The organism is Pseudonocardia thermophila, from assembly GCF_900142365.1.
In the GTDB taxonomy this organism is placed as follows: Bacteria; Actinomycetota; Actinomycetes; order Mycobacteriales; family Pseudonocardiaceae; genus Pseudonocardia; species Pseudonocardia thermophila.
On record NZ_FRAP01000018.1, the window covers coordinates 46,103 to 63,171 of the forward strand.

Annotated in this window: 23 protein-coding genes; 15 read left to right on the plus strand and 8 right to left on the minus strand. The window is 73.4% G+C overall.

All coding sequences use genetic code 11. From position 1 onward, the window contains the following. Window positions 1-22 precede the first annotated feature (22 nt). The 5 genes from BUE41_RS21715 to BUE41_RS21735 form a co-directional block, all read right to left on the minus strand. A complete protein-coding gene (locus tag BUE41_RS21715; RefSeq protein WP_073459015.1) occupies window positions 23-742 on the minus strand; it encodes an ABC transporter ATP-binding protein in 720 nt (239 codons plus the stop codon). Beyond that, the gene (locus tag BUE41_RS21720) at window positions 739-1,563 is read right to left on the minus strand and encodes an ABC transporter permease (RefSeq protein ID WP_200804055.1); all 825 of its coding nucleotides are present in this window, start codon (window positions 1,561-1,563) and stop codon (window positions 739-741) included. The genes BUE41_RS21715 and BUE41_RS21720 overlap by 4 nt, the downstream gene beginning before the upstream one ends. After that, complete coding sequence (locus BUE41_RS21725; RefSeq protein WP_073459016.1) at window positions 1,560-2,591, minus strand: ABC transporter substrate-binding protein; 1,032 nt, start codon at window positions 2,589-2,591, stop codon at window positions 1,560-1,562. Before BUE41_RS21725 ends, BUE41_RS21720 begins: the two co-directional genes overlap by 4 nt. 201 nt (window positions 2,592-2,792) lie before the next feature. Beyond that, complete coding sequence (locus BUE41_RS21730) at window positions 2,793-3,662, minus strand: substrate-binding domain-containing protein (protein ID WP_073459017.1); 870 nt, start codon at window positions 3,660-3,662, stop codon at window positions 2,793-2,795. Between the two features lie 160 nt (window positions 3,663-3,822). Further along, the gene (locus BUE41_RS21735) at window positions 3,823-4,623 is read right to left on the minus strand and encodes an IclR family transcriptional regulator (RefSeq protein ID WP_073459018.1); all 801 of its coding nucleotides are present in this window, start codon (window positions 4,621-4,623) and stop codon (window positions 3,823-3,825) included. A gap of 192 nt (window positions 4,624-4,815) precedes the next feature. On the opposite strand from BUE41_RS21735, the gene BUE41_RS21740 reads away from it, so the two are divergent. Genes BUE41_RS21740 through BUE41_RS21750 form a run of 3 tightly spaced genes read left to right on the plus strand, consistent with a single transcriptional unit; the run spans window position 4,816 to window position 6,911 of the window. Continuing rightward, a complete protein-coding gene (locus BUE41_RS21740; protein ID WP_073459115.1) occupies window positions 4,816-5,322 on the plus strand; it encodes a DUF6328 family protein in 507 nt (168 codons plus the stop codon). A gap of 31 nt (window positions 5,323-5,353) precedes the next feature. Further along, window positions 5,354-5,830, plus strand: coding sequence for a CinA family protein (locus BUE41_RS21745; protein ID WP_073459019.1), 477 nt, complete (start codon window positions 5,354-5,356; stop codon window positions 5,828-5,830). Beyond that, window positions 5,823-6,911: a glutamate--cysteine ligase gene (locus tag BUE41_RS21750; RefSeq protein ID WP_234997471.1), complete on the plus strand. Its 1,089-nt coding sequence runs from the start codon at window positions 5,823-5,825 to the stop codon at window positions 6,909-6,911. Before BUE41_RS21745 ends, BUE41_RS21750 begins: the two co-directional genes overlap by 8 nt. On the opposite strand, the gene BUE41_RS21755 is transcribed toward BUE41_RS21750, so the two are convergent. From BUE41_RS21755 to BUE41_RS21765, 3 genes are read right to left on the minus strand one after another with little or no spacing between them, the layout of a single operon-like run. After that, window positions 6,908-8,503, minus strand: coding sequence for a phytoene desaturase family protein (locus tag BUE41_RS21755; protein WP_073459020.1), 1,596 nt, complete (start codon window positions 8,501-8,503; stop codon window positions 6,908-6,910). The two genes, BUE41_RS21750 and BUE41_RS21755, sit on opposite strands and share 4 nt — an antisense overlap. A 2-nt stretch (window positions 8,504-8,505) precedes the next feature. Continuing rightward, entirely contained in the window at window positions 8,506-8,976 is a 471-nt protein-coding gene (locus BUE41_RS21760) for an SRPBCC family protein (RefSeq protein ID WP_073459021.1), read from the minus strand. Next, window positions 8,976-9,956 carry an SDR family NAD(P)-dependent oxidoreductase gene (locus BUE41_RS21765; protein ID WP_073459022.1) on the minus strand — a complete coding sequence of 327 codons (981 nt, stop codon included), beginning with the start codon at window positions 9,954-9,956 and terminating at the stop codon, window positions 8,976-8,978. The genes BUE41_RS21760 and BUE41_RS21765 overlap by 1 nt, the downstream gene beginning before the upstream one ends. Before the next feature lie 207 nt (window positions 9,957-10,163). On the opposite strand from BUE41_RS21765, the gene BUE41_RS21770 reads away from it, so the two are divergent. From BUE41_RS21770 to BUE41_RS21825, 12 genes are all read left to right on the plus strand, one after another. Then, window positions 10,164-10,553, plus strand: a complete 390-nt coding sequence (locus tag BUE41_RS21770; RefSeq protein ID WP_073459023.1) for a hypothetical protein — start codon at window positions 10,164-10,166, stop codon at window positions 10,551-10,553. Between the two features lie 106 nt (window positions 10,554-10,659). Further along, complete coding sequence (locus tag BUE41_RS30420; protein WP_143172287.1) at window positions 10,660-11,307, plus strand: hypothetical protein; 648 nt, start codon at window positions 10,660-10,662, stop codon at window positions 11,305-11,307. Continuing rightward, complete coding sequence (locus BUE41_RS21780) at window positions 11,300-12,436, plus strand: SRPBCC family protein (protein ID WP_073459025.1); 1,137 nt, start codon at window positions 11,300-11,302, stop codon at window positions 12,434-12,436. The genes BUE41_RS30420 and BUE41_RS21780 overlap by 8 nt, the downstream gene beginning before the upstream one ends. Window positions 12,437-12,439: 3 nt before the next feature. Further along, window positions 12,440-12,886, plus strand: a complete 447-nt coding sequence (gene gvpJ, locus BUE41_RS21785) for a gas vesicle protein GvpJ (RefSeq protein WP_073459026.1) — start codon at window positions 12,440-12,442, stop codon at window positions 12,884-12,886. Next, window positions 12,883-13,614, plus strand: a complete 732-nt coding sequence (locus BUE41_RS21790; protein ID WP_073459027.1) for a GvpL/GvpF family gas vesicle protein — start codon at window positions 12,883-12,885, stop codon at window positions 13,612-13,614. Before gvpJ ends, BUE41_RS21790 begins: the two co-directional genes overlap by 4 nt. 1 nt (window position 13,615) lies before the next feature. Continuing rightward, the gene (locus BUE41_RS21795) at window positions 13,616-13,855 is read left to right on the plus strand and encodes a gas vesicle protein GvpG (RefSeq protein ID WP_073459028.1); all 240 of its coding nucleotides are present in this window, start codon (window positions 13,616-13,618) and stop codon (window positions 13,853-13,855) included. After that, window positions 13,845-14,132, plus strand: coding sequence for a gas vesicle protein GvpO (gene gvpO / locus BUE41_RS21800; RefSeq protein ID WP_073459029.1), 288 nt, complete (start codon window positions 13,845-13,847; stop codon window positions 14,130-14,132). The genes BUE41_RS21795 and gvpO overlap by 11 nt, the downstream gene beginning before the upstream one ends. Beyond that, window positions 14,129-14,464, plus strand: a complete 336-nt coding sequence (locus tag BUE41_RS21805; protein ID WP_073459030.1) for a gas vesicle protein — start codon at window positions 14,129-14,131, stop codon at window positions 14,462-14,464. Before gvpO ends, BUE41_RS21805 begins: the two co-directional genes overlap by 4 nt. Then, window positions 14,464-15,210 (plus strand): GvpL/GvpF family gas vesicle protein, encoded by a 747-nt coding sequence (locus tag BUE41_RS21810; RefSeq protein ID WP_143172288.1) that lies wholly within the window; start codon window positions 14,464-14,466, stop codon window positions 15,208-15,210. Before BUE41_RS21805 ends, BUE41_RS21810 begins: the two co-directional genes overlap by 1 nt. Continuing rightward, window positions 15,207-15,392: a gas vesicle protein gene (locus BUE41_RS21815; RefSeq protein ID WP_143172289.1), complete on the plus strand. Its 186-nt coding sequence runs from the start codon at window positions 15,207-15,209 to the stop codon at window positions 15,390-15,392. The genes BUE41_RS21810 and BUE41_RS21815 overlap by 4 nt, the downstream gene beginning before the upstream one ends. Beyond that, entirely contained in the window at window positions 15,385-15,660 is a 276-nt protein-coding gene (locus BUE41_RS21820; RefSeq protein ID WP_073459033.1) for a gas vesicle protein K, read from the plus strand. The genes BUE41_RS21815 and BUE41_RS21820 overlap by 8 nt, the downstream gene beginning before the upstream one ends. A 598-nt stretch (window positions 15,661-16,258) precedes the next feature. Continuing rightward, window positions 16,259-17,068, plus strand: a complete 810-nt coding sequence (locus BUE41_RS21825) for a sigma-70 family RNA polymerase sigma factor (RefSeq protein ID WP_073459034.1) — start codon at window positions 16,259-16,261, stop codon at window positions 17,066-17,068. Window position 17,069 lies beyond the last annotated feature (1 nt).

Consider the following 17,069-nt stretch of genomic DNA (forward strand, 5'->3'; position numbering starts at 1 on the left):
TTTCCTTTCCGAACTGCACGGCTCAGAGAGCCGCGACGATGTGCGAATGCAGGTCGAACAGCTGCTTGTCCTCGGCGGATCGGGGACGGTCGGCGTCGACGCGGTAGGACGCGGAGATCCGGGCGGGTCGGCCGGTGAGCACGATCACGCGGTCGGCGAGCAGCGCGGCCTCGAGGGGGTTGTGGGTGACGAGCAACCCGGTGCGGCGGCGCTGCATCCACAACTCCTGGAGCAGCAGGCGCAGCTTGCGCGCGGTGAGCTCGTCGAGCGCCGAGAACGGCTCGTCGAGCAGGACGAGGTCGGGCTCGACGGCGAACGCCCTGGCCACGGCCACCCGCTGCCGCTGCCCGCCGGACAGCACCGTCGGGTAGGAGCTCGCGTAGTCGGCGAGCCCGACCGCGGCGAGCGCGTCGTCGGCCGCCGCCGGATCAAGCCCCGCCGCCTCCAGCGCGAGCACCACGTTCTGCCGGACCGACAGCCAGTCCAGCAACCGCGGCTGCTGGAACACGACGCCCAGGCGCGGCTCGCCGACATCGACCTCTCCGGCGTCGGGCTGCACGAGCCCCGCGATGATGTGCAGCAGTGTGGTCTTCCCGGTGCCGGATGCGCCCACCACGGCTACCAGCTCGCCCGGCTCGACGGTGAGTGAGAAGTCCTCGAGGACCTGCTGGCGAGCACCGCTGCGAGCGTCGACGAACGTCTTGCCGACGCCCGTGAGACGGATCCTGGTCGCCGCGGTCACACCGTCACCGCCTTGCGCCAACGGCCGGCTCGACGCTCCAGAGCCTGGAGGACCCCGTACTCCAGGACCGCCATGACGATCGCGAACAGCAGCGTCCAGGCGAGCACCGCCGCCACGTTCTGCGCGGCGAACGCGTTGTTCAGCTGGTAGCCGACACCGGAGGACATGCCGAAGACCTCGACGAGCACGATCACCTTCCAGCCCAGCGAGAGCCCGAGCCGCGCGCCCGCGAACAACGACGGAGCGAGGGCGGGCAGCCACAGCCGCCGCAGCCGGGTGACCCGGGAGAAGCGGTAGACGTGCGCCATCTCCAGCAGGTCGGGATCGACCGAGCGGGTGCCCTGGTAGATCGTCAGCATCAACGCCGGCGCGGAGGACAGCGCGACCGCGGCGACCGGGTTGATCAGATCGATGCCGAACCAGATCACGCAGAGCAGCGCCCAGACCAGCCCGGGGATGGTCAACCCGAGCAGCACCGCGGGTTCGAAGAACCGGCGCGCGAACTCGCTGCGGCCCATCGCGATCCCGATCCCGACCGCGACCACGAAGGCGAGCGCGAACCCGAGCCCCACCCGCAGCACGGTGACGCCGAGCTGCTCGACGAACGATCCGTCCACCACGATCTCGACAAGCTCGGCCGCGATGGCGGGCACGCCGGGCACCAGCACGCTGTCCACCAGCACGGACATGATCTGCCACCCCGCGCACAGCAGACCGAGGAAGGCCGCCGCGGGCAGGCCGCGCAGCCGCCGCGGCGACCGGGGAGAGGTAGGGGTCGAGGCCGGTGGGGCCTGGGCCACGTGGACGTCGGTAGCGGTCACGACGCCGCACCCAGATCGACCCACAGCGGCTGTGCGGGCACGGCCTTGACGAGGCCGACCTGCTCGGCGACCTGGACCTGCCGGCGCAGGTTCGCGAAGACCTGCTCGCCCCACTCCGTCGGGTAGATGTCGCGCATGCGCGTCGGGAGCAGCTCGATCGCCGCCTTCTCGTCGGCCGGCACGCCGTACGCCTCGTGGAGCTCCGCGAGCACGGCCGGGCGATCGTGGATGATCCGGTGCGCCTCGAGGCGGAGCGCGGCGAGCGCTGCGGCGGTCTCCCGGTTGGCATCGACCCACTTCCGGGAAGCTCCCTGACCGTTGAGGAACAGCGTGTTCGGATCCTCGCCGGTGCCCTCGGCCCACAGCTCACCCACGGTCGCGACCTGCCGTGCCCCCTTGGCGACGAGGCGGGTGGCGTTGGGCTCGATGGTGACGATCGCGTCCACGTCGCCCCGATCGAACAAGGCCAGACCCGCCAGCACCGCGCCCGGGAAGAGCTGGTACTCGGTGGTGAAGTCGCTGCCGTTCACGGCGAGGGCGAGCTGGGTCGAGCGGAACGCGTCACTGTTGTTCGGCGGGGTCGCGATCTTCTTCCCGCGCAGGTCGTCGACCGTGCGGTAGGGGCTGTTCTCCGGTACGAGCCAACGCACGTGGTTGTTGAGGCTGGTGGAGAACAGGACGAGCTCGGCCCCGGCTTCCGCGGCGACGGTCGCGCCGAGCGGACCCATGCTGGCCACGTCGAGCGCGCCGGAGAGCAGCTTGTTCTGCACGTCACCGGGTCCCGTCCCGGCGACGTAGGTGAGGTCGAGGTCACCGACCAGACCGTGGCGCTCAGTGACCGGCCGGATCACCGCACCTGCGGTGCCGGCCTGGGAGTCCTCCACACGGGCCGCGAGCGATGGACCGGCCGTGTCGGGGCCGGAGCCACCGCACGCCGTGATCAGGGATGAACCGGCCAGGCCGGCGGCGCCGAGGAGGCCGACCCGCAGGACGGCACGGCGGTCGAGCAGCAGAGGACGAGCGGACATCTGGGTCACTCCTGGGACTTCAGGGCAGCAAGGCTTCACGCCAGCACGACGTGAGGGCAGCAGGACGGACCGGCGTGGCCGCGACCGACCAGCCGGGCGGTGGAGGTCCGACGAGAAGAGGGCTGAGGAGAGAGGGCTAGCGCCCCGGACACATGCCGCCGTTGATCCGGCAGTGGTCCACGTGGCGACGACGCGTCAGGTTCACCGCAGCGCTCGCAGGGTCTCGTAACCGGAGCGGCCGTCGGTGAGCCGCCACGAGCGCATCCAGGCGTAGGTCTCGGTGAAGCGGCGCTCGGTGAACGGCGCGATGTGGGTGTAGCGGTAGTAGTCCGACCGCAGATCGGCGGGATCGAGTTGCCCACCGGCCTCCGCGGCGATCGTCGCCGCCCACCGGCTGCGGTCTGCGTTGATCAGGTCCACGGCCGCGTCGACGGCCCTGCGGTAGGCCTCCTGCTGCTCCCCGGTCAGATGCGGAGCCACGACCTGGGATCCGCGGTAGGCGTAGGTACCGAGCACGTGCGCACCGTGGTTGAGGGCGACGCTCAGGTACGGCTCCATCAGCATCGTGGCTCGCGACTCACCGGCCAGCAGGAGGGCGAGCCGCGTCGCAGGCGGCCCCGTGTGCTCGAGCCTGATCCGCTCCCTCGGCACCGTGCCCTCGAGCAGGTGCAGCGCGGTGTAGTGCGACCCGGTGTACTCGTTGATCGACACCGGGACGTCCGCGAGGTCGTGCGGCTCGTTGAGGTCGTCGTCGAAGCTGATCAGCGCCTGCGTGACGACGGCGGCCCTCAGGTGACCGATCCGGCCACCGCGTGTGTCGCGCTCGAGTCGGTCGATCCCGCCCCACTCGCACACGTTGTAGATGTCGGCCCGGGCCGTGGCGAACAGCAGCTCCTTGTGCCGCGCCGCCGGATTGCGCTGCGCGTCCGCCGAGCGATCTCCCTCGTCGGCGAACCGGACCCGCAGCCCGGCCGCCTCGAACAGCCCTTCCTGAACTGCCACGATCTCAGGGAGGTCGAAGACGACGTGGTTCGGGGAGACGACGATCTCGTCGGCACGGTCCGTGCTCATCGACGATGTCGCCCCCTGTCTCGATCCGGCTCTCCGAGGTTAGGCACCCACGAACCAGTGGGTCAACAGTCCGTTTGCATGATGCGAGATACATTTGCGCATCATGAAATGTCCGTTCACCCTCCGCCACGGAGGTGGGAGCGGCAATGGAAATGTCCGGTCAGAAGTCGCCGAAGGCCACCGAGATCGGCAGGCCCTCCAACGCGCTCGCCGCACCGCGCACCACCGAGCCCAGCTCGTCGAACCGATCCTCGGGAATCCGGCTGGTGGGCCCCTGGATCTCCACTGCCATCCGCACGTGCTCACTCGCCCCGATCACGGGGGCCGCGATGGCGCGCAGCCCCGGGTCGTGGGAGTCGTCGAGCACGGCGTAACCGCGGAACTGGGTGGCCAGCAGATCGATCTCGGTCGCCCACGATTCAGGACCGTCCCCTCCCGACCGGGTCAGCACCTCGGCCGCCTGCCCGACCGGATCTGTGCCGAAGGCCACGATCGCGCAGCCGAGCGCCGACTCCAGCAGCGGCACCCGCGCGCCGGGCCGGCCGGTGTAGCGCAGCGGGCGGGTCGAGGGCACCGACAACAGGATCAGCACCTCGTCACCTCGGCGCATACCGATGCTCGCCGTCTCACCCGTGCGGTCGGCGAGCTCCTTGAGCACGTCGGCGGCCTCGGGCACACCCGAGGATCCCAGCGCCTTGCGGGCCAGCCGCAGCAGGAGCGAACCGGGCAGGAACCGTTCGCTGCCCTGCTCACGGCACAGCAGGTTGCCCGAGACCAGCGTGTGCGCCAGCCGGTGGACCGTGCTCACCGTCAGCCCCGTGGCCTTGGCGATCTCGGTCGTGGTGAGTCCGTGCGGGCTGTCCACGACCACGCCGAGCACCGCGGCGGCACGGGCCACCGACTGGATCTCCGTGCCGCGCGACGCAGCCGCACCGGACCCCGGCCCGCGGGGGGCCGTCACCGGGACTCCGTACGTGGGAGCAGTCTCGCGTGCGCCATCCGGTCACGGTAACCGCAGCCCGCCCGCGACCACGCCACCCGCGCACGCAGGTTCTGCCGGATCCTCGGCCCGTCGGGCTGCAGGTGGACGCCGGCTCATCGGAGAGGCCTCGAGGTGCGGCTCGGCGAACTCCCCACCGGGTACCACCACCAGGTGACGCAGCAGGTCAACGGCGCCGGCGGAACCGCCGAGGACCCCGGCCGGAACGAGACGCCCACCGAGAAGCTCGACCGCAACTGGCAGGACCTCCTGCAGGAGCTGCGGGTCGCCCAGACCGGCGTCCAGCTCCTGACCGGGTTGCTGCTCACCGTGCCGTTCCAAGCCCGATTCGGTGACCTGGCGCAGCACCAGATCGTCGTCTACCTCGTGGCGGTCTCGCTGTCGGTGCTGGCGACCGGCCTGCTGATCAGCCCCGTCGTGCTGCACCGGGTGCTGTTCCGTCAGCACGCTCGACCCCAGCTCGTGGCCGGCGCCCAGTACCTGGCGCTCGCCGGGTTCGCCGCGCTCGGGCTGGCCGTCGTCGGCGTCTGCGAGCTGATCTTCGACGTCGTCCTGGGCGTCGGCGCGGGGATCACGGCCGCGATCGTCGTCCTCGTCGTGATCGGCTCGCTGTGGGTCGTCGGGCCGCTGGCGGTGCGCGCCCGGGTTGACGGCAGGTGAGGCGGCCGAGCCTGCGGGGTACGCCCCGGCCATGACGGATCCCGAACCGCGCGCGGCGCGGCTGGCCGCCGAGGTCGCCGAGTGGGCCGGCGGGAGCGGCGTGACGGTGGCCGCCGCCGAGTCGCTCACGGGTGGCCAGGTCTGCGCGGCGCTCGCCGCCGCGGAGGGCGCGAGCGCCTGGTACCGCGGCGGGATCGTCGCCTACGCCAGCGCGGTCAAGCACGAGCTGCTCGGTGTCGAGGACGGGCCGGTGGTGTCCGCTCCCGCCGCCGAGCAGATGGCCACCGGTACGCTCCGCCTGCTGGGCGCCGACGTGGCCGTGGCGATGACCGGGGCCGGCGGCCCCGATCCGCAGGACGGGCAGCCGCCGGGCACCGTCTTCCTCGCCGTCGCCGGCCGGGGCCCGCTGACCGTCGCTCACCGCAGGTTCGACGGTCCTCCCGGCCAGGTCTGCGAGCGCACCGTGCACCTGGCCCTGGAGCTGCTCGTGGAGCGCCTGCGTGGCTGACGCCCGACCGGCCCGGTCGATGGGGGTCGAGGAGGAGTTCTTGCTGGTCGACCCGGAGACGGGCACGGCGTCGGCGGCGAGCGGGGCGGTGCTGCTGATCGCCGAGGCCGAGCACGACGGCGACCTGACCGCGGAGCTGCAGCTCGAGCAGATCGAGACCGGCACCCGCCCCCAGGTCACCCCGGAGGCGCTGGCCGCCGAGCTGCACCGCACCCGCGAGCAGGCCCGCGCCGCGGCGAGCGCGGTGGGCGCCGCACTGGCGCCGCTGGCGACCTCACCGCTGCCCGCGCACCCCACGGTGTCGCCGTCGCCGCGCTACCACCGCATGGTCGAGCAGTTCGGCCTGACCGGGGTGGAGCAGCTGACCTGCGGCTGCCACGTCCACGTCGCCGTCGGGTCGGGCGAGGAGGGCGTCGCCGTCCTCGACCGGATCCGCGCCTGGCTGCCCCCGCTGCTCGCGCTCTCGTCGAACTCGCCGTTCTGGAACGGCCACGACACCCGCTACGCGAGCTACCGCAACCAGGTGTGGGGCCGCTGGCCCTCGGCCGGACCGACGGGGGTGTTCGGCTCGGCCGCCGCATATCGGGCGATGGAGCAGGCGATGCTCGCCACCGAGACCGTGCTGGACCCCGCGATGATCTACTTCGACGCCCGGCTGTCGCGCCGGCATCCGACCGTCGAGATCCGGGTCGCCGACGTGTGCCGCGAGATCGACGACGCCGTGCTGATCGCTGCGCTGTGCCGGGGCCTGGTGACGACGGCGGCGCAGGAGTGGGCCGCCGGTCGCGCACCCGACCCGGTGCCGGCACCGGTGCTGCGGCTGGCGACGTGGCGGGCGGCCCGGTCCGGGCTGAGCGGCGCCCTGCTCGATCCGCGCACCGGCCGGCCAGCGCCCGCCCGGGACGTGCTGACGGCCCTGATCGGCCACGTACGGGACGCGCTCGCCGACACCGGTGATCTCGGCACCGTCACGGCGCTGCTCGACGCCCTGCTGCGCCGCGGCACCGGAGCGGCCCGCCAGCGCGCGGTCTCCCGCCGGGCCGGGGACCTGCGGGCCGTCGTCCTCGATGCGATCGGCTAACGTCCGTGCACCAGGGCCAGCGCGGCGGACGTCACCCGCCGGCGCACCGGCCCGAGTCGGCCGTTCTCCCCCAGCGCGGCCCGCGCGGCGAGGAAACCGCACACCCCGTGCACCCCGCCGCCCGGGTGGGCGGCCGCGCTGCCCAGGTAGAGCCGCTCCACCGGGGTCTCCGGCCGGCCGAGGCCCGGCACCGGGCGGAACACCAGCTGCTGGAACAGCTGCGCCGTACCGCCGTTCACGGCACCGCCGACGAGGTTCGCGTCGGCGCCCTCCAGATCCGACGGCCGCTGCACGGACCGGAACAGCACCCGCTCCCGGAACCCCGGCGCGTGCGCCTCGACGACCGCCTCCATGCGCTCGGCGAGCTCGTCGGCGGCCACTCGGTCGGCGATCCCGCGCGGCAGGTGGCTGTACGCCCACGCCGACTCGGTCCCGGCCGGGGACCGCTGCGGATCCGTCGTGGTCATCTGGCCGAGCAGGAGGAACGGCGAGTCCGGCAGCGCACCCGTCTCCAGGTCGGCCGACCAGCGCACCAGCCCGTCGAGATCGGCGCCGAGGTGCACGGTCCCGGCTTCGGCCACGCCCTTCGCCCGCCACGGGATCGGCTCGGACAGCGCCCAGTCGATCTTGACGACGGGGGTGTCCCACACGAAGCGGCCGAGGTCGTCGAGCAGTCGCGCAGGCACGGCGTCGCGGGGCAGGAGCCGCGTGTAGAGGGCGTGCGCGGAGACGTCGGCGATCACGGCGCGGCGCGCGGCGATCCGGGCACCGCCCGCGGTCTCGACTGCTACCGCGCGGCCGCCGCGGACGACGATCCGCTCCACCCGCTCGCCGGTGAGCAGCCGGGCACCCGCCGCCTCCGCGCGCGAAGCCAGCGCGGCGGTCAGCCGCCCGGTGCCGCCGACCGGGGTCGGGAAGCCGTGCTGCTGACCGAGCATCGCCAAGAGCCAGCCGAAGACCCCGCTGCCCGGCGCGTTCGGCGGCACGTCGGCGTGCGCGGTGTTGCCGGCGAGCAGCAGCCGCGCCGCCTGGCCGCCGAACAGCTCCTCCCCCATCCGCGCGGCGGGGAGCAGCGCGAACCGCAGCAGCCGCAGCGCGTCCGCCACCCCGAGGACGCGCATGAGCTCGGCCGGGCCGCGCACCGGCGGGAACGCGGTGAACAACGTCCGCAGCAACCCGGGCTCGATGCGCTGCCACTGCCGGCACAGCTCCAGCCAGGCCTGCCCGTCGCCGGGGTGGTGCGCGTCGAGCCCGGCGGCGGTGCGTTCGGCGTCGCGGTGCAGCACCGCGGCCTCCGCACCGTCGGGGCGCGGCGGATGCGCGAGCACCGCCGGCGCGTGCGCCCACCGCAGCCCGTGCTCCTCCAGCTCCAGCGCACGCAGTACAGGGGACGCGGCCGCGAGCGGGTAGAACGCGCTGAACCGGTCGGTGACGAACCCGGGGTGCAGCTCGGCCGAACGCACCGCGCCGCCGAGCTCGGGCTCGGCCTCCAGCAGCACCACGTCCCAGCCCGCGTCGGCGAGGATCGCGGCTGCCACGAGGCCGTGGTGCCCGCCGCCGACGACGACCGCGTCTGCCTGGGTCTGCTGCATGCTCAGCCCTTCCCCGTACCCATGCGGCCCTGCACGACCGCCTCCAGCCGGGCGAGCGTCTCGCGGTTGCGCCAGGTCAGCAGCACCGACTCCAGCGGGCGGGGCATCAGCCGCGCCGGACCGGCGATCGCCCCTTCGGCCATCCGCACCCGCGTGCCGCCCGCCTCGGGTTCGAGGGTCAGCTCCACCCGTGCCGCGCCGAACGGCCACGCCCTGGCGGAGAGCACCAGGCTCCGGTCCGGCACCAGCTCCAGGACCTCGGTGTCGTCCTCCAGCATCAGCGGCCAGGCGCCGAGGCTGTGGTGCAGCTTCGCCCCGACGGACGGCCACTGCGGATCCACGCTGCGCATGTGGGTCGCGCCGACCACCCAGAGCGGGTAGGTCCAGCCGTCGGCGAGCACCGCGAACACCTCGCTGGGCGGGGCTCCGATCACGTGTTCGACGGTCGTCAGCCCGCTCGTCGTCCCGGTCATCAGGCCGCCCTCCTGCGCCGCACGACCTCGGCTGCGGCCAGTGCACCACCCACGGCCGCCGTGGCCGCCGCCCGCCGCATCCGTTCCTTGGCAAGGCCGCCGAACCCGCCGTCGACGGCGCCGGGAGCGGCCGCCGGTTCGAACAGCGCGCCCGCGGTGGCTCCGGCGTCGTCGGGGCGGCGCAGCGCGAACCGCATGTCGAGCGCCATCATCCGTTCCGCCAACCGCGGGGTGACGGCGTGCTGCAGGGCGAACGCCCGCCCGAGCAGCCCGCCGGCGATCAGCTCCGTGCGCGGCCTGCGCAGCGCCTTGAGCACGGTGCGGGCGGCGCGATCGACCGAGTACACCGGCGGTGGTGGGTGCGGCCGCCGCCCCGTGTGGTTGGCCGCTGCCGCGTAGATGGGTGTGTCGATGGCGGCGGGCAGCACGGTCGCGACCCGGACGCCGCGGGCGCCGGCCATCCGCAGCTCCTCCCGCAGCGTCACGCCGAGGCCGCGCACCGCGAACTTCGACATCGCGTAGGCGCCGGCGAGCGGTGGTGCGACCACCCCGAGCAGGGACGACAGGTTCACCAGCACCCCACTCCCCTGCTCGATCATCACCGGCAGCACCGCCCGCGCTCCGTGGACGGTGCCCATGACGTTGACGGCCATGATCCGTTCGATCTGGTCGAGCGGCATGTCCAGCAGCGGGGCGAACCCGGTGACCGCCGCGGAGTTCACCCACCCGTCGATGCGGCCGAACCGCTCGCACGCCCGCTCGACGACCCGGTCGACCGCAGCTGGATCGGTGACGTCGGCGGGCACGACCAGCGCCGCCGCTCCGCGCTGCCCGCACTGCGCCGCCACCGCGTCCAGCTCGCCGACCCGGCGGGCGACCAGCACCGGGCGCGCACCCCGCTCGGCCAGCGCCAGCGCCGTCGCCCGGCCGATCCCGCTCGACGCCCCGGTCACCACGACCACCGCACCTTCGATCTCCATAGGGTTCGCGTACCCCGGGCAGCCGTTCACAACCCCCTCCTGCGATCATCCGATTTCCTCGGCTCGGCCGCACCGATTCCGCCGAACGGTCGATGGATCGCGATCCGCGTTCACGCACACGGCCGTTTCCGGTGGTAGCGGGTATCCGGGTGACCACACCGGGGTATTTCCCGCTCCGTCAGCACATCGCCGTGGACGGGAGCACCGATGACCACGACCGCATCGCCCGCGCCGTCCGGCTCCCGCGCGGCCCGAGCCGAGGCACTCGCCGATCTGCGGGACGCGCTCGCGGACCTGCTGCGCGCGACCGTCGGGATCGGGCTCGACCAGGTGCAACAGCTCGCCGGCTCGTTCGACGTGCTGACCAGGGCGAAGAACTCGCTGCTCGGCGCGGTGCTCGGCGGGCTGCGGGCGGGCGCGGCCGGCGACAACCCGATCTGGGGCGCGTTCCGCGGCGCGGTCACCGCGATGAGCACCAGCACCCGCGTCGCGCTGCTGCTCGCGCTCGTCCTGGCGATCCTGCTGCTGCCGGTGACGGTCGTGCTGCTGCTGATCGCGCTGATCGTGGCGATCGTCGTCGTCGCAGCGCGGTCGTGATCCTCCTTCGACCCGAACGGCCCAACCTCGTTCCCGGGGGGCCGCAGCGGGTGTCCCGGAATGCGACGCCGGGTAAGCGCACTCTCGAAAACCACTGGAGGTTCGGATGAAATGCGGGGCACGCGTGGCGCTCGGCGTCGCCGGCGGATATCTGCTGGGGCGCACGAAGAAGATGAAGCTCGCCCTCATGCTGGGCGGGATGGTCGCCGGCCGGCGCGCCGGCGGCCCCGGTGAGCTGCTCGCGCAGGGCACCAAGCTGCTCCAGGGCAACCCGGAGATCGCAGCGCTGACCGACCAGGTGCGCACCAAGCTGCTCGACGCCGGGAAGGCCGCGGTGCTGTCCGTGGCGACCCGGCAGGTCGAGTCGCTCACCGACCGGGTCGGCAAGCGCGTCGAATCGCTCGGCGACATCGGCGGCGCGGCGGAACCGCAGGCGGAGGAGGAGGCACCCGCCGAGGAGCCCGGCGACGACACCGCCGAGGACAGCACGGCGGACACCACCGAAGACACCACCGAAGACACCACCGAAGACACCACCGAAGACACCGAACCGGCCGAGGAGGAGAAGCCACCGGCCCGCAAGCGCCGCACCGCGGCCTCGTCGGCCGGCTCGAACGCCCGCCGCGCGACCGGCACCGCGACGAAGACGGCGTCGGCCGCGGCGTCGTCGGGGCGCCGGACCGCGACGAAGACCCCGGCCAAGGCCGGGGCGGCGACGCGGCGACGCACGGCGCGCAGGAGCGACGATGGCTGACACCGCGAAGGTCACCGACCTGGTGCCCGGTGACGCGCTCAAGCAGGCCGGCGGCAAGCTCGTGCGGCTGGCGGTGCAGCGCGCCGCCGAGGCCGCCACGGACCGCGTCGACCGGCTGACCGACCGGCTGACCGGGGTCGCCGAACACGGCACCCTGCGGTCGCGTTCGCGCGCCGACGAGGAGAACGACGACTCCGGCGACGAATCGGGCGGCGACTCCACTGCCGACTCCACCGACGAGGAGAAGGGCGGCGGTCTGTTCTCCGGCCTGAAGGAGTCCGCCGGGAAGCTGCTCGGCGGCGGTGGTGGGGGCGGCAAGAAGCTGAAGGTCACCAACATCGTCGAGGAGCAGGACATCGGGCTGCCGCTGCGCACCACCTACGACCTGTGGACGCAGTTCGCCGACTTCCCGTCCTTCATGAAGAAGGTGGAGAACGTCGAGCAGGTCTCCGACGAGAAGTCCACCTGGAAGGCGCAGGTGTTCCTCTCCCACCGCGAATGGGAGGCGACCATCGTCGAGCAGGTGCCCGACTCGCACATCGTGTGGCGCTCCACCGGCGCGAAGGGCCACGTCGACGGCGCGGTCACGTTCACCGCACTCGGCCCCAACCTGACCCGCGTGGTTCTGGTGCTGGAGTACCACCCGCAGGGGTTCTTCGAGCGCACCGGGAACATCTGGCGGGCCCAGGGCAGGCGGGCCCGACTGGAGTTCAAGCACTTCAAGCGGCACGCGATGACCAACGTGCTGATCCGCCAGGACGAGGTGGAGGGCTGGCGCGGCGAGATCCGGGACAGCGAGGTGGTGCGCACCCACGAGGACGCGATCGCCGCCGAGGGCGACACCGGTCAGGGCACTGGACCCGACACCCGGCCCGACACCCAGCCCACCGACGAGGAACGCGACGACGAGAGCGCCGAGGACGAGGACTGGGCCGACGACGAGTACGACGACGACGTCGACGAAGACGACGAGTTCGAGGACGACTACGCCGACGAGGACGACGACTACGCCGACGAGGACGAGCCCGCGGACGAGGACGAACCCGACGCGGGATCGTCCGACGAGCCGGACGACGAACGACCGCGCCGCCGCGAGCCCGCCAGGGCCGGCGGCCGAGGGAGGCGGTGACCCATGACCGTCGCGACACAGCCGAGCGGCAGCAACGTCGAACGCGGGGGATCCGGGTCCGGCAGCCTCGCCGACGTCGTGGAGCTGATCCTCGACAAGGGCTTGGTCATCGACGTGTTCGTGCGGGTGTCCCTGGTGGGCATCGAGATCCTCACGATCGACGCGCGGATCGTGGTGGCCAGCGTCGACACGTTCCTGCGGTTCGCTGAGGCGACCAACCGCCTGGACCTGTACGGGAAGGGCAAGGGCGGCAAGGACCTCACCGAACTGACCCAGGGGATCATGGAGGGCGGCGCGAAGGGCAAGACGTCCGGTGTGCTCGACGCCGCGGCCGACAAGGTCGAGGAGCTCATCGGCGGCCGGGACGACGCGCCCGACGACGAGCCCGAGGAGCGGGCCGAGCGCCCCCGGCGGCGACCGCGCCAGCGAGTCCGGGAGCGTGCCGAATGACCGCCACCTACGTGTACGGGCTGGTCGCGGCGGGCACCCGCCTGCCGGACGGGCTGACCGGGTTGGGCCCGACCGGTGAGGTCCGCACGGTCGAGCACGACCGCCTGGCCGCGATCGTCGGTGACGTCCCGGAGGACCGCCCGCTCGGCACCCGCGCCGACCTACTGGCCCACGAGGCGGTGGTCGACACGGTGGCCCGGGAGACGACGGTGCTGCCGATGCGGTTCCCCGCGGTGATCGACGACACCGGCCTGGTCGACGAGCTGATGGCCCCGCACCAGGACCAGTTCCTCGCGGTGCTCGCCGAGCTCGAGGGTGCGGTGCAGTACACGCTGCGCGCCCGCTACGAGCAGGAGGTCCTGCTGCGCGAGGTCCTCGAGGACGACGAGGAGATCCGCGAGCTGGACGCGCAGCTGCGGGAACTGCCGCAGGACGCCGGCTACAACGAGCGGATCCGGCTCGGCGAGCTGATCGTCGCCGCGCTGGACGAGCGCTCCGCGGTCGACGCCGACGACATCGAGGCGCGCCTGCAGCCCTACGCGCAGCGGGTGTCGCGCTCGCCGGCGCCGCAGCCGGACGAGGTGATCACGGCGGCGTTCCTCGTCCCGCGTGACCAGACCGCGGCGTTCGAGGAGGCCGTGGAGAAGCTGGGCGCCGACACCCGCGACTGGTTGCGGCTGCGCCTGCTCGGGCCGCTCGCGCCGTACGACTTCGTGGCGGGCAGCTGAGATGGGCCTGGTCACCGGCTTGCTCGGGCTGCCGCTCGCCCCCGTGCGCGGAGTGCTGTGGCTCGCGCAGCAGATCCAGGAGCAGGCCGAGGAGCAGTTCTACGACCCGGGCCGCATCCGGGCCGAGCTTGAGGCGGTCGACGAGGCCCGCCGCTGCGGCGCGCTCTCCGAGGAGGAGGCCGCGGCCCGGGAGGACGAGCTGATCGCCCGGCTGATGGCGGGCCGCGGACGTGGCCGGTGACGCGGGCGGTGCGGCGGCCGCGGCAGCCCGGGCCGCGGCCCGGCAGGTGGTCGCGCTGACCGGCCGCGAGTTCGAGGGCGTCGTCGCGATCGAGCGCTGCGACGACGGGTGGCGGGTCTGCGTCGAGGTCGTCGAGACCCGGCGCATCCCCGACTCGGCCGACATCCTCGCGGTCTACGAGGTGCTCACCGGCGACGGCGGCGAGCTGAACCGGCTGCGCCGCGTGCAGCGCTACGCCCGCGGACAGCTGAACCGCGAGCGAGGAGGAGGACGATGACGACGTCCGGCGGGATCCCGGTGCCGGCCCGGTCCCGGGCACCGGATCACCGGCAGGAGTCGACGAACCTGGCCGACATCCTCGAGCGGGTGCTCGACAAGGGCATCGTGATCGCGGGTGACATCCGGGTCAACCTGCTCGACATCGAGCTGCTGACGATCAAGATCCGGCTGCTCGTCGCATCCGTGGACAAGGCGCGCGAGATGGGCATCGACTGGTGGGAGCACGATCCCACACTCAGCTCGGGCCAACGGGACGTGCTGGAGGAGAACCGGCGGCTGCGCGAGCGCGTCGGCGCGCTGGAGGCCGAGCGCACCCGGGAGCAGCCGTGATGCTCACCTACCTGTACGCGATCGGCCGGGTCCCGCTCGAGCCGCCGGACCGACCGGGCGTGGACGCCGAGCCGCCGCGGGTCATCGTCGAGGACGGGTTCGCCGCGGTCGTGGGCTCGGTCGCGCCCGCCCGCTTCGACGAGGCCGCGCTCGCCCACGACCTGGAAGACCTGCGCCGCGTCGAGGAGCTGGCCCGCGCCCATCACCGGCTGGTGGCGGCGCTGCCCGGTGACGGGCCGGTGGCGCCGGTCCGGCTGGCCACGATCTACCGCGACGACGACGGCGTGCGCCGCCTGCTGCGGGAGCGGGCCACCGAGCTGGGGGCGCTGCTCGACCGGCTCGGGACCTGCCGCGAGTGGGGCGTGAAGATGTGGTCCCCGCCCCGCCCGGCCGCGGACGCCCAGCCGGTGCCGGCCGACGCCGAGCGCCCGGGCACCTCCTACCTGATGCGCCGCCGGGCCGCGCGCGACGCGGACGCCCACCGCCGTGCCCAGGGCACGGAGCTGGCCGAGCACGTCCACCGCACGCTGTCCCGGCTCGCGGTCGCCGCGCGCCGGCTCGCGCCGCAGGACGCCGTGCTCTCCGGCCGGACCGAGGAGATGCTGCTCAACACCACCTACCTCGTGCGGCGGGAGGACGAGGCGGCGTTCACCGCCGCGGTCGCCGGCGCCGGTGCGAGCGGCGCGGAGATCGTGCGGACCGGGCCGTGGCCGCCGTTCTCGTTCGCGACGGTGGACGATCCGTGACCGCGCTCGCCGAGTCCCCCGAGCTGGCCCTGGTCGATCTGCTCGACCGGTTGCTGGCCGGCGGTGTGGTGCTGACCGGCGACATCACGATCTCCCTCGCCGACGTCGACCTCGTGCACGTGTCGCTGCGCGCCCTGATCAGCTCGGTGCACACGCTCGTCCGGGAGGCCGGCGATGCCTGAGCTACCGCGCCGGATCGAGGCCGAACCCGACACGGTCGCCCGCGACCTCGGCCGGCTCGTCCTGACGATCGTCGAGCTGCTGCGCCAGCTGATGGAGCGCCAGGCGCTGCGCCGGGTCGAGGCGGGTGATCTCTCCGACGAGACCGTCGAACGCCTGGGTCTGGGCCTCATGCGGCTGGAGGAGGCGATGGCGGAGCTGCGCGAGCACTTCGGCCTGCGCCCCGAGGACCTGAACATCGATCTCGGGCCGCTCGGGAAACTGCTCTGAGACGAAGACCAGCGACGAAGACCAGCGCAAGCCGGCCACCGCGCGAGATCGGCGACGAACGCGGCCATGGGCTCCTCGCGCTGCTCGGTCCGGCCGCGCCGGATCGCCGAGGATGCACGGTGGGCACCAGGCGCCGGCCTTCCCGCCGGCGCGGGCGGCCGCGCCCGCGCGGTCACCCGGAAGTCCTGGCCGGGCAGAGCCTTCGCTGCAGTCGCAGCGAGCGTCGCGACCACACCCGGGCCGACGGCGGCCGGCTCACCGCCCCGCCGCACACCCGGCAGACGCCCGTGCCCGACCGTGCGCGGTCTGTGCAGCCGCCGCTTCCCGTTCCGCTCGAAGCGAGTGCTCCAGCGCGTCGGGCACGGAGACGTCGCCACGGGAACGTGCCGGCCTGCAGCGCGTCGTCGAGCACCCCGGCGGGGCCGACGAGCGGCTCACCCGCGCGGTCCTCCCTGGCCCGGGCTGCGCCCCGACCAGCATCAGCCAGGCCGAGTCGGGCTCACCGCAGAAGGTGCTTCGAAACCTGCGGGACGGGGTACCCGTGCCGCGGGAGCGCACCGCTCCCGTTGCCCGTACTGCTTCGGCACGGAGGTGATCGATGGTGGCACCCGGGATCGCCATGAGCGCACCGGCCACCCGCGAGCCCAGCGAGTTCGCGCACGAGCACGAGCGGCTGCGCCGGTTCGCCGCCATGGCCCCCGACGACCCGGAGCGGGCGGCGCTGCGGGAGGACCTGATCCTCACGTTCCTGCCGGTCGGCGAGCGGATCGCGGCACGCTACTCCGCGGGCCGCCCCGGGGCGCGGGACGATCTGCGCCAGGTCGCGTCCCTGGCCGTCATCAAGACGATCGACCGCTGGGATCCCGAGCGCGCCGAGGGCGACGTGCTCGGCTACCTCGTGCCGTGCGTGCGCGGCGAGCTGATGCGCTGGTTCCGCGACCGCACGTGGGCGTTGCGGGTGCCGCGCCGGCTCAAGGACCTGTCGGTCTCGATCAGCCGCGCCACCGGTGAGCTGACCCATCAGCTCGGCCGGGCGCCCAAGCCGAGCGAGCTGGCCCGCGCTCTCGACGTCGACGTCGAGGAGGTGCTGGAGGCGCTGCAGGCCGAGGCGAACCACGAGGCCACCTCGCTGGATGCTCCGCCGCCCGGCGACGCCTCCACCGCGGGCTACGACGTCAGCGAGATCGACTCGGAGCTGGAGCGGGTCGAGGACGTCGCCACCCTGCGGCCGCTGCTGGACAAGCTGCCGGAGCGGGAGCGGCGGATCATCCTACTGCGGTTCTTCGGCGGCCGCACCCAGAGCCAGATCGCCGCGGAGATCGGCATCTCGCAGATGCACGTGTCGCGCCTGCTGGCCCGCACGCTGGAGAAGATGCGGGTGGCGCTCATGGAGGACCCACCCGAGTAGG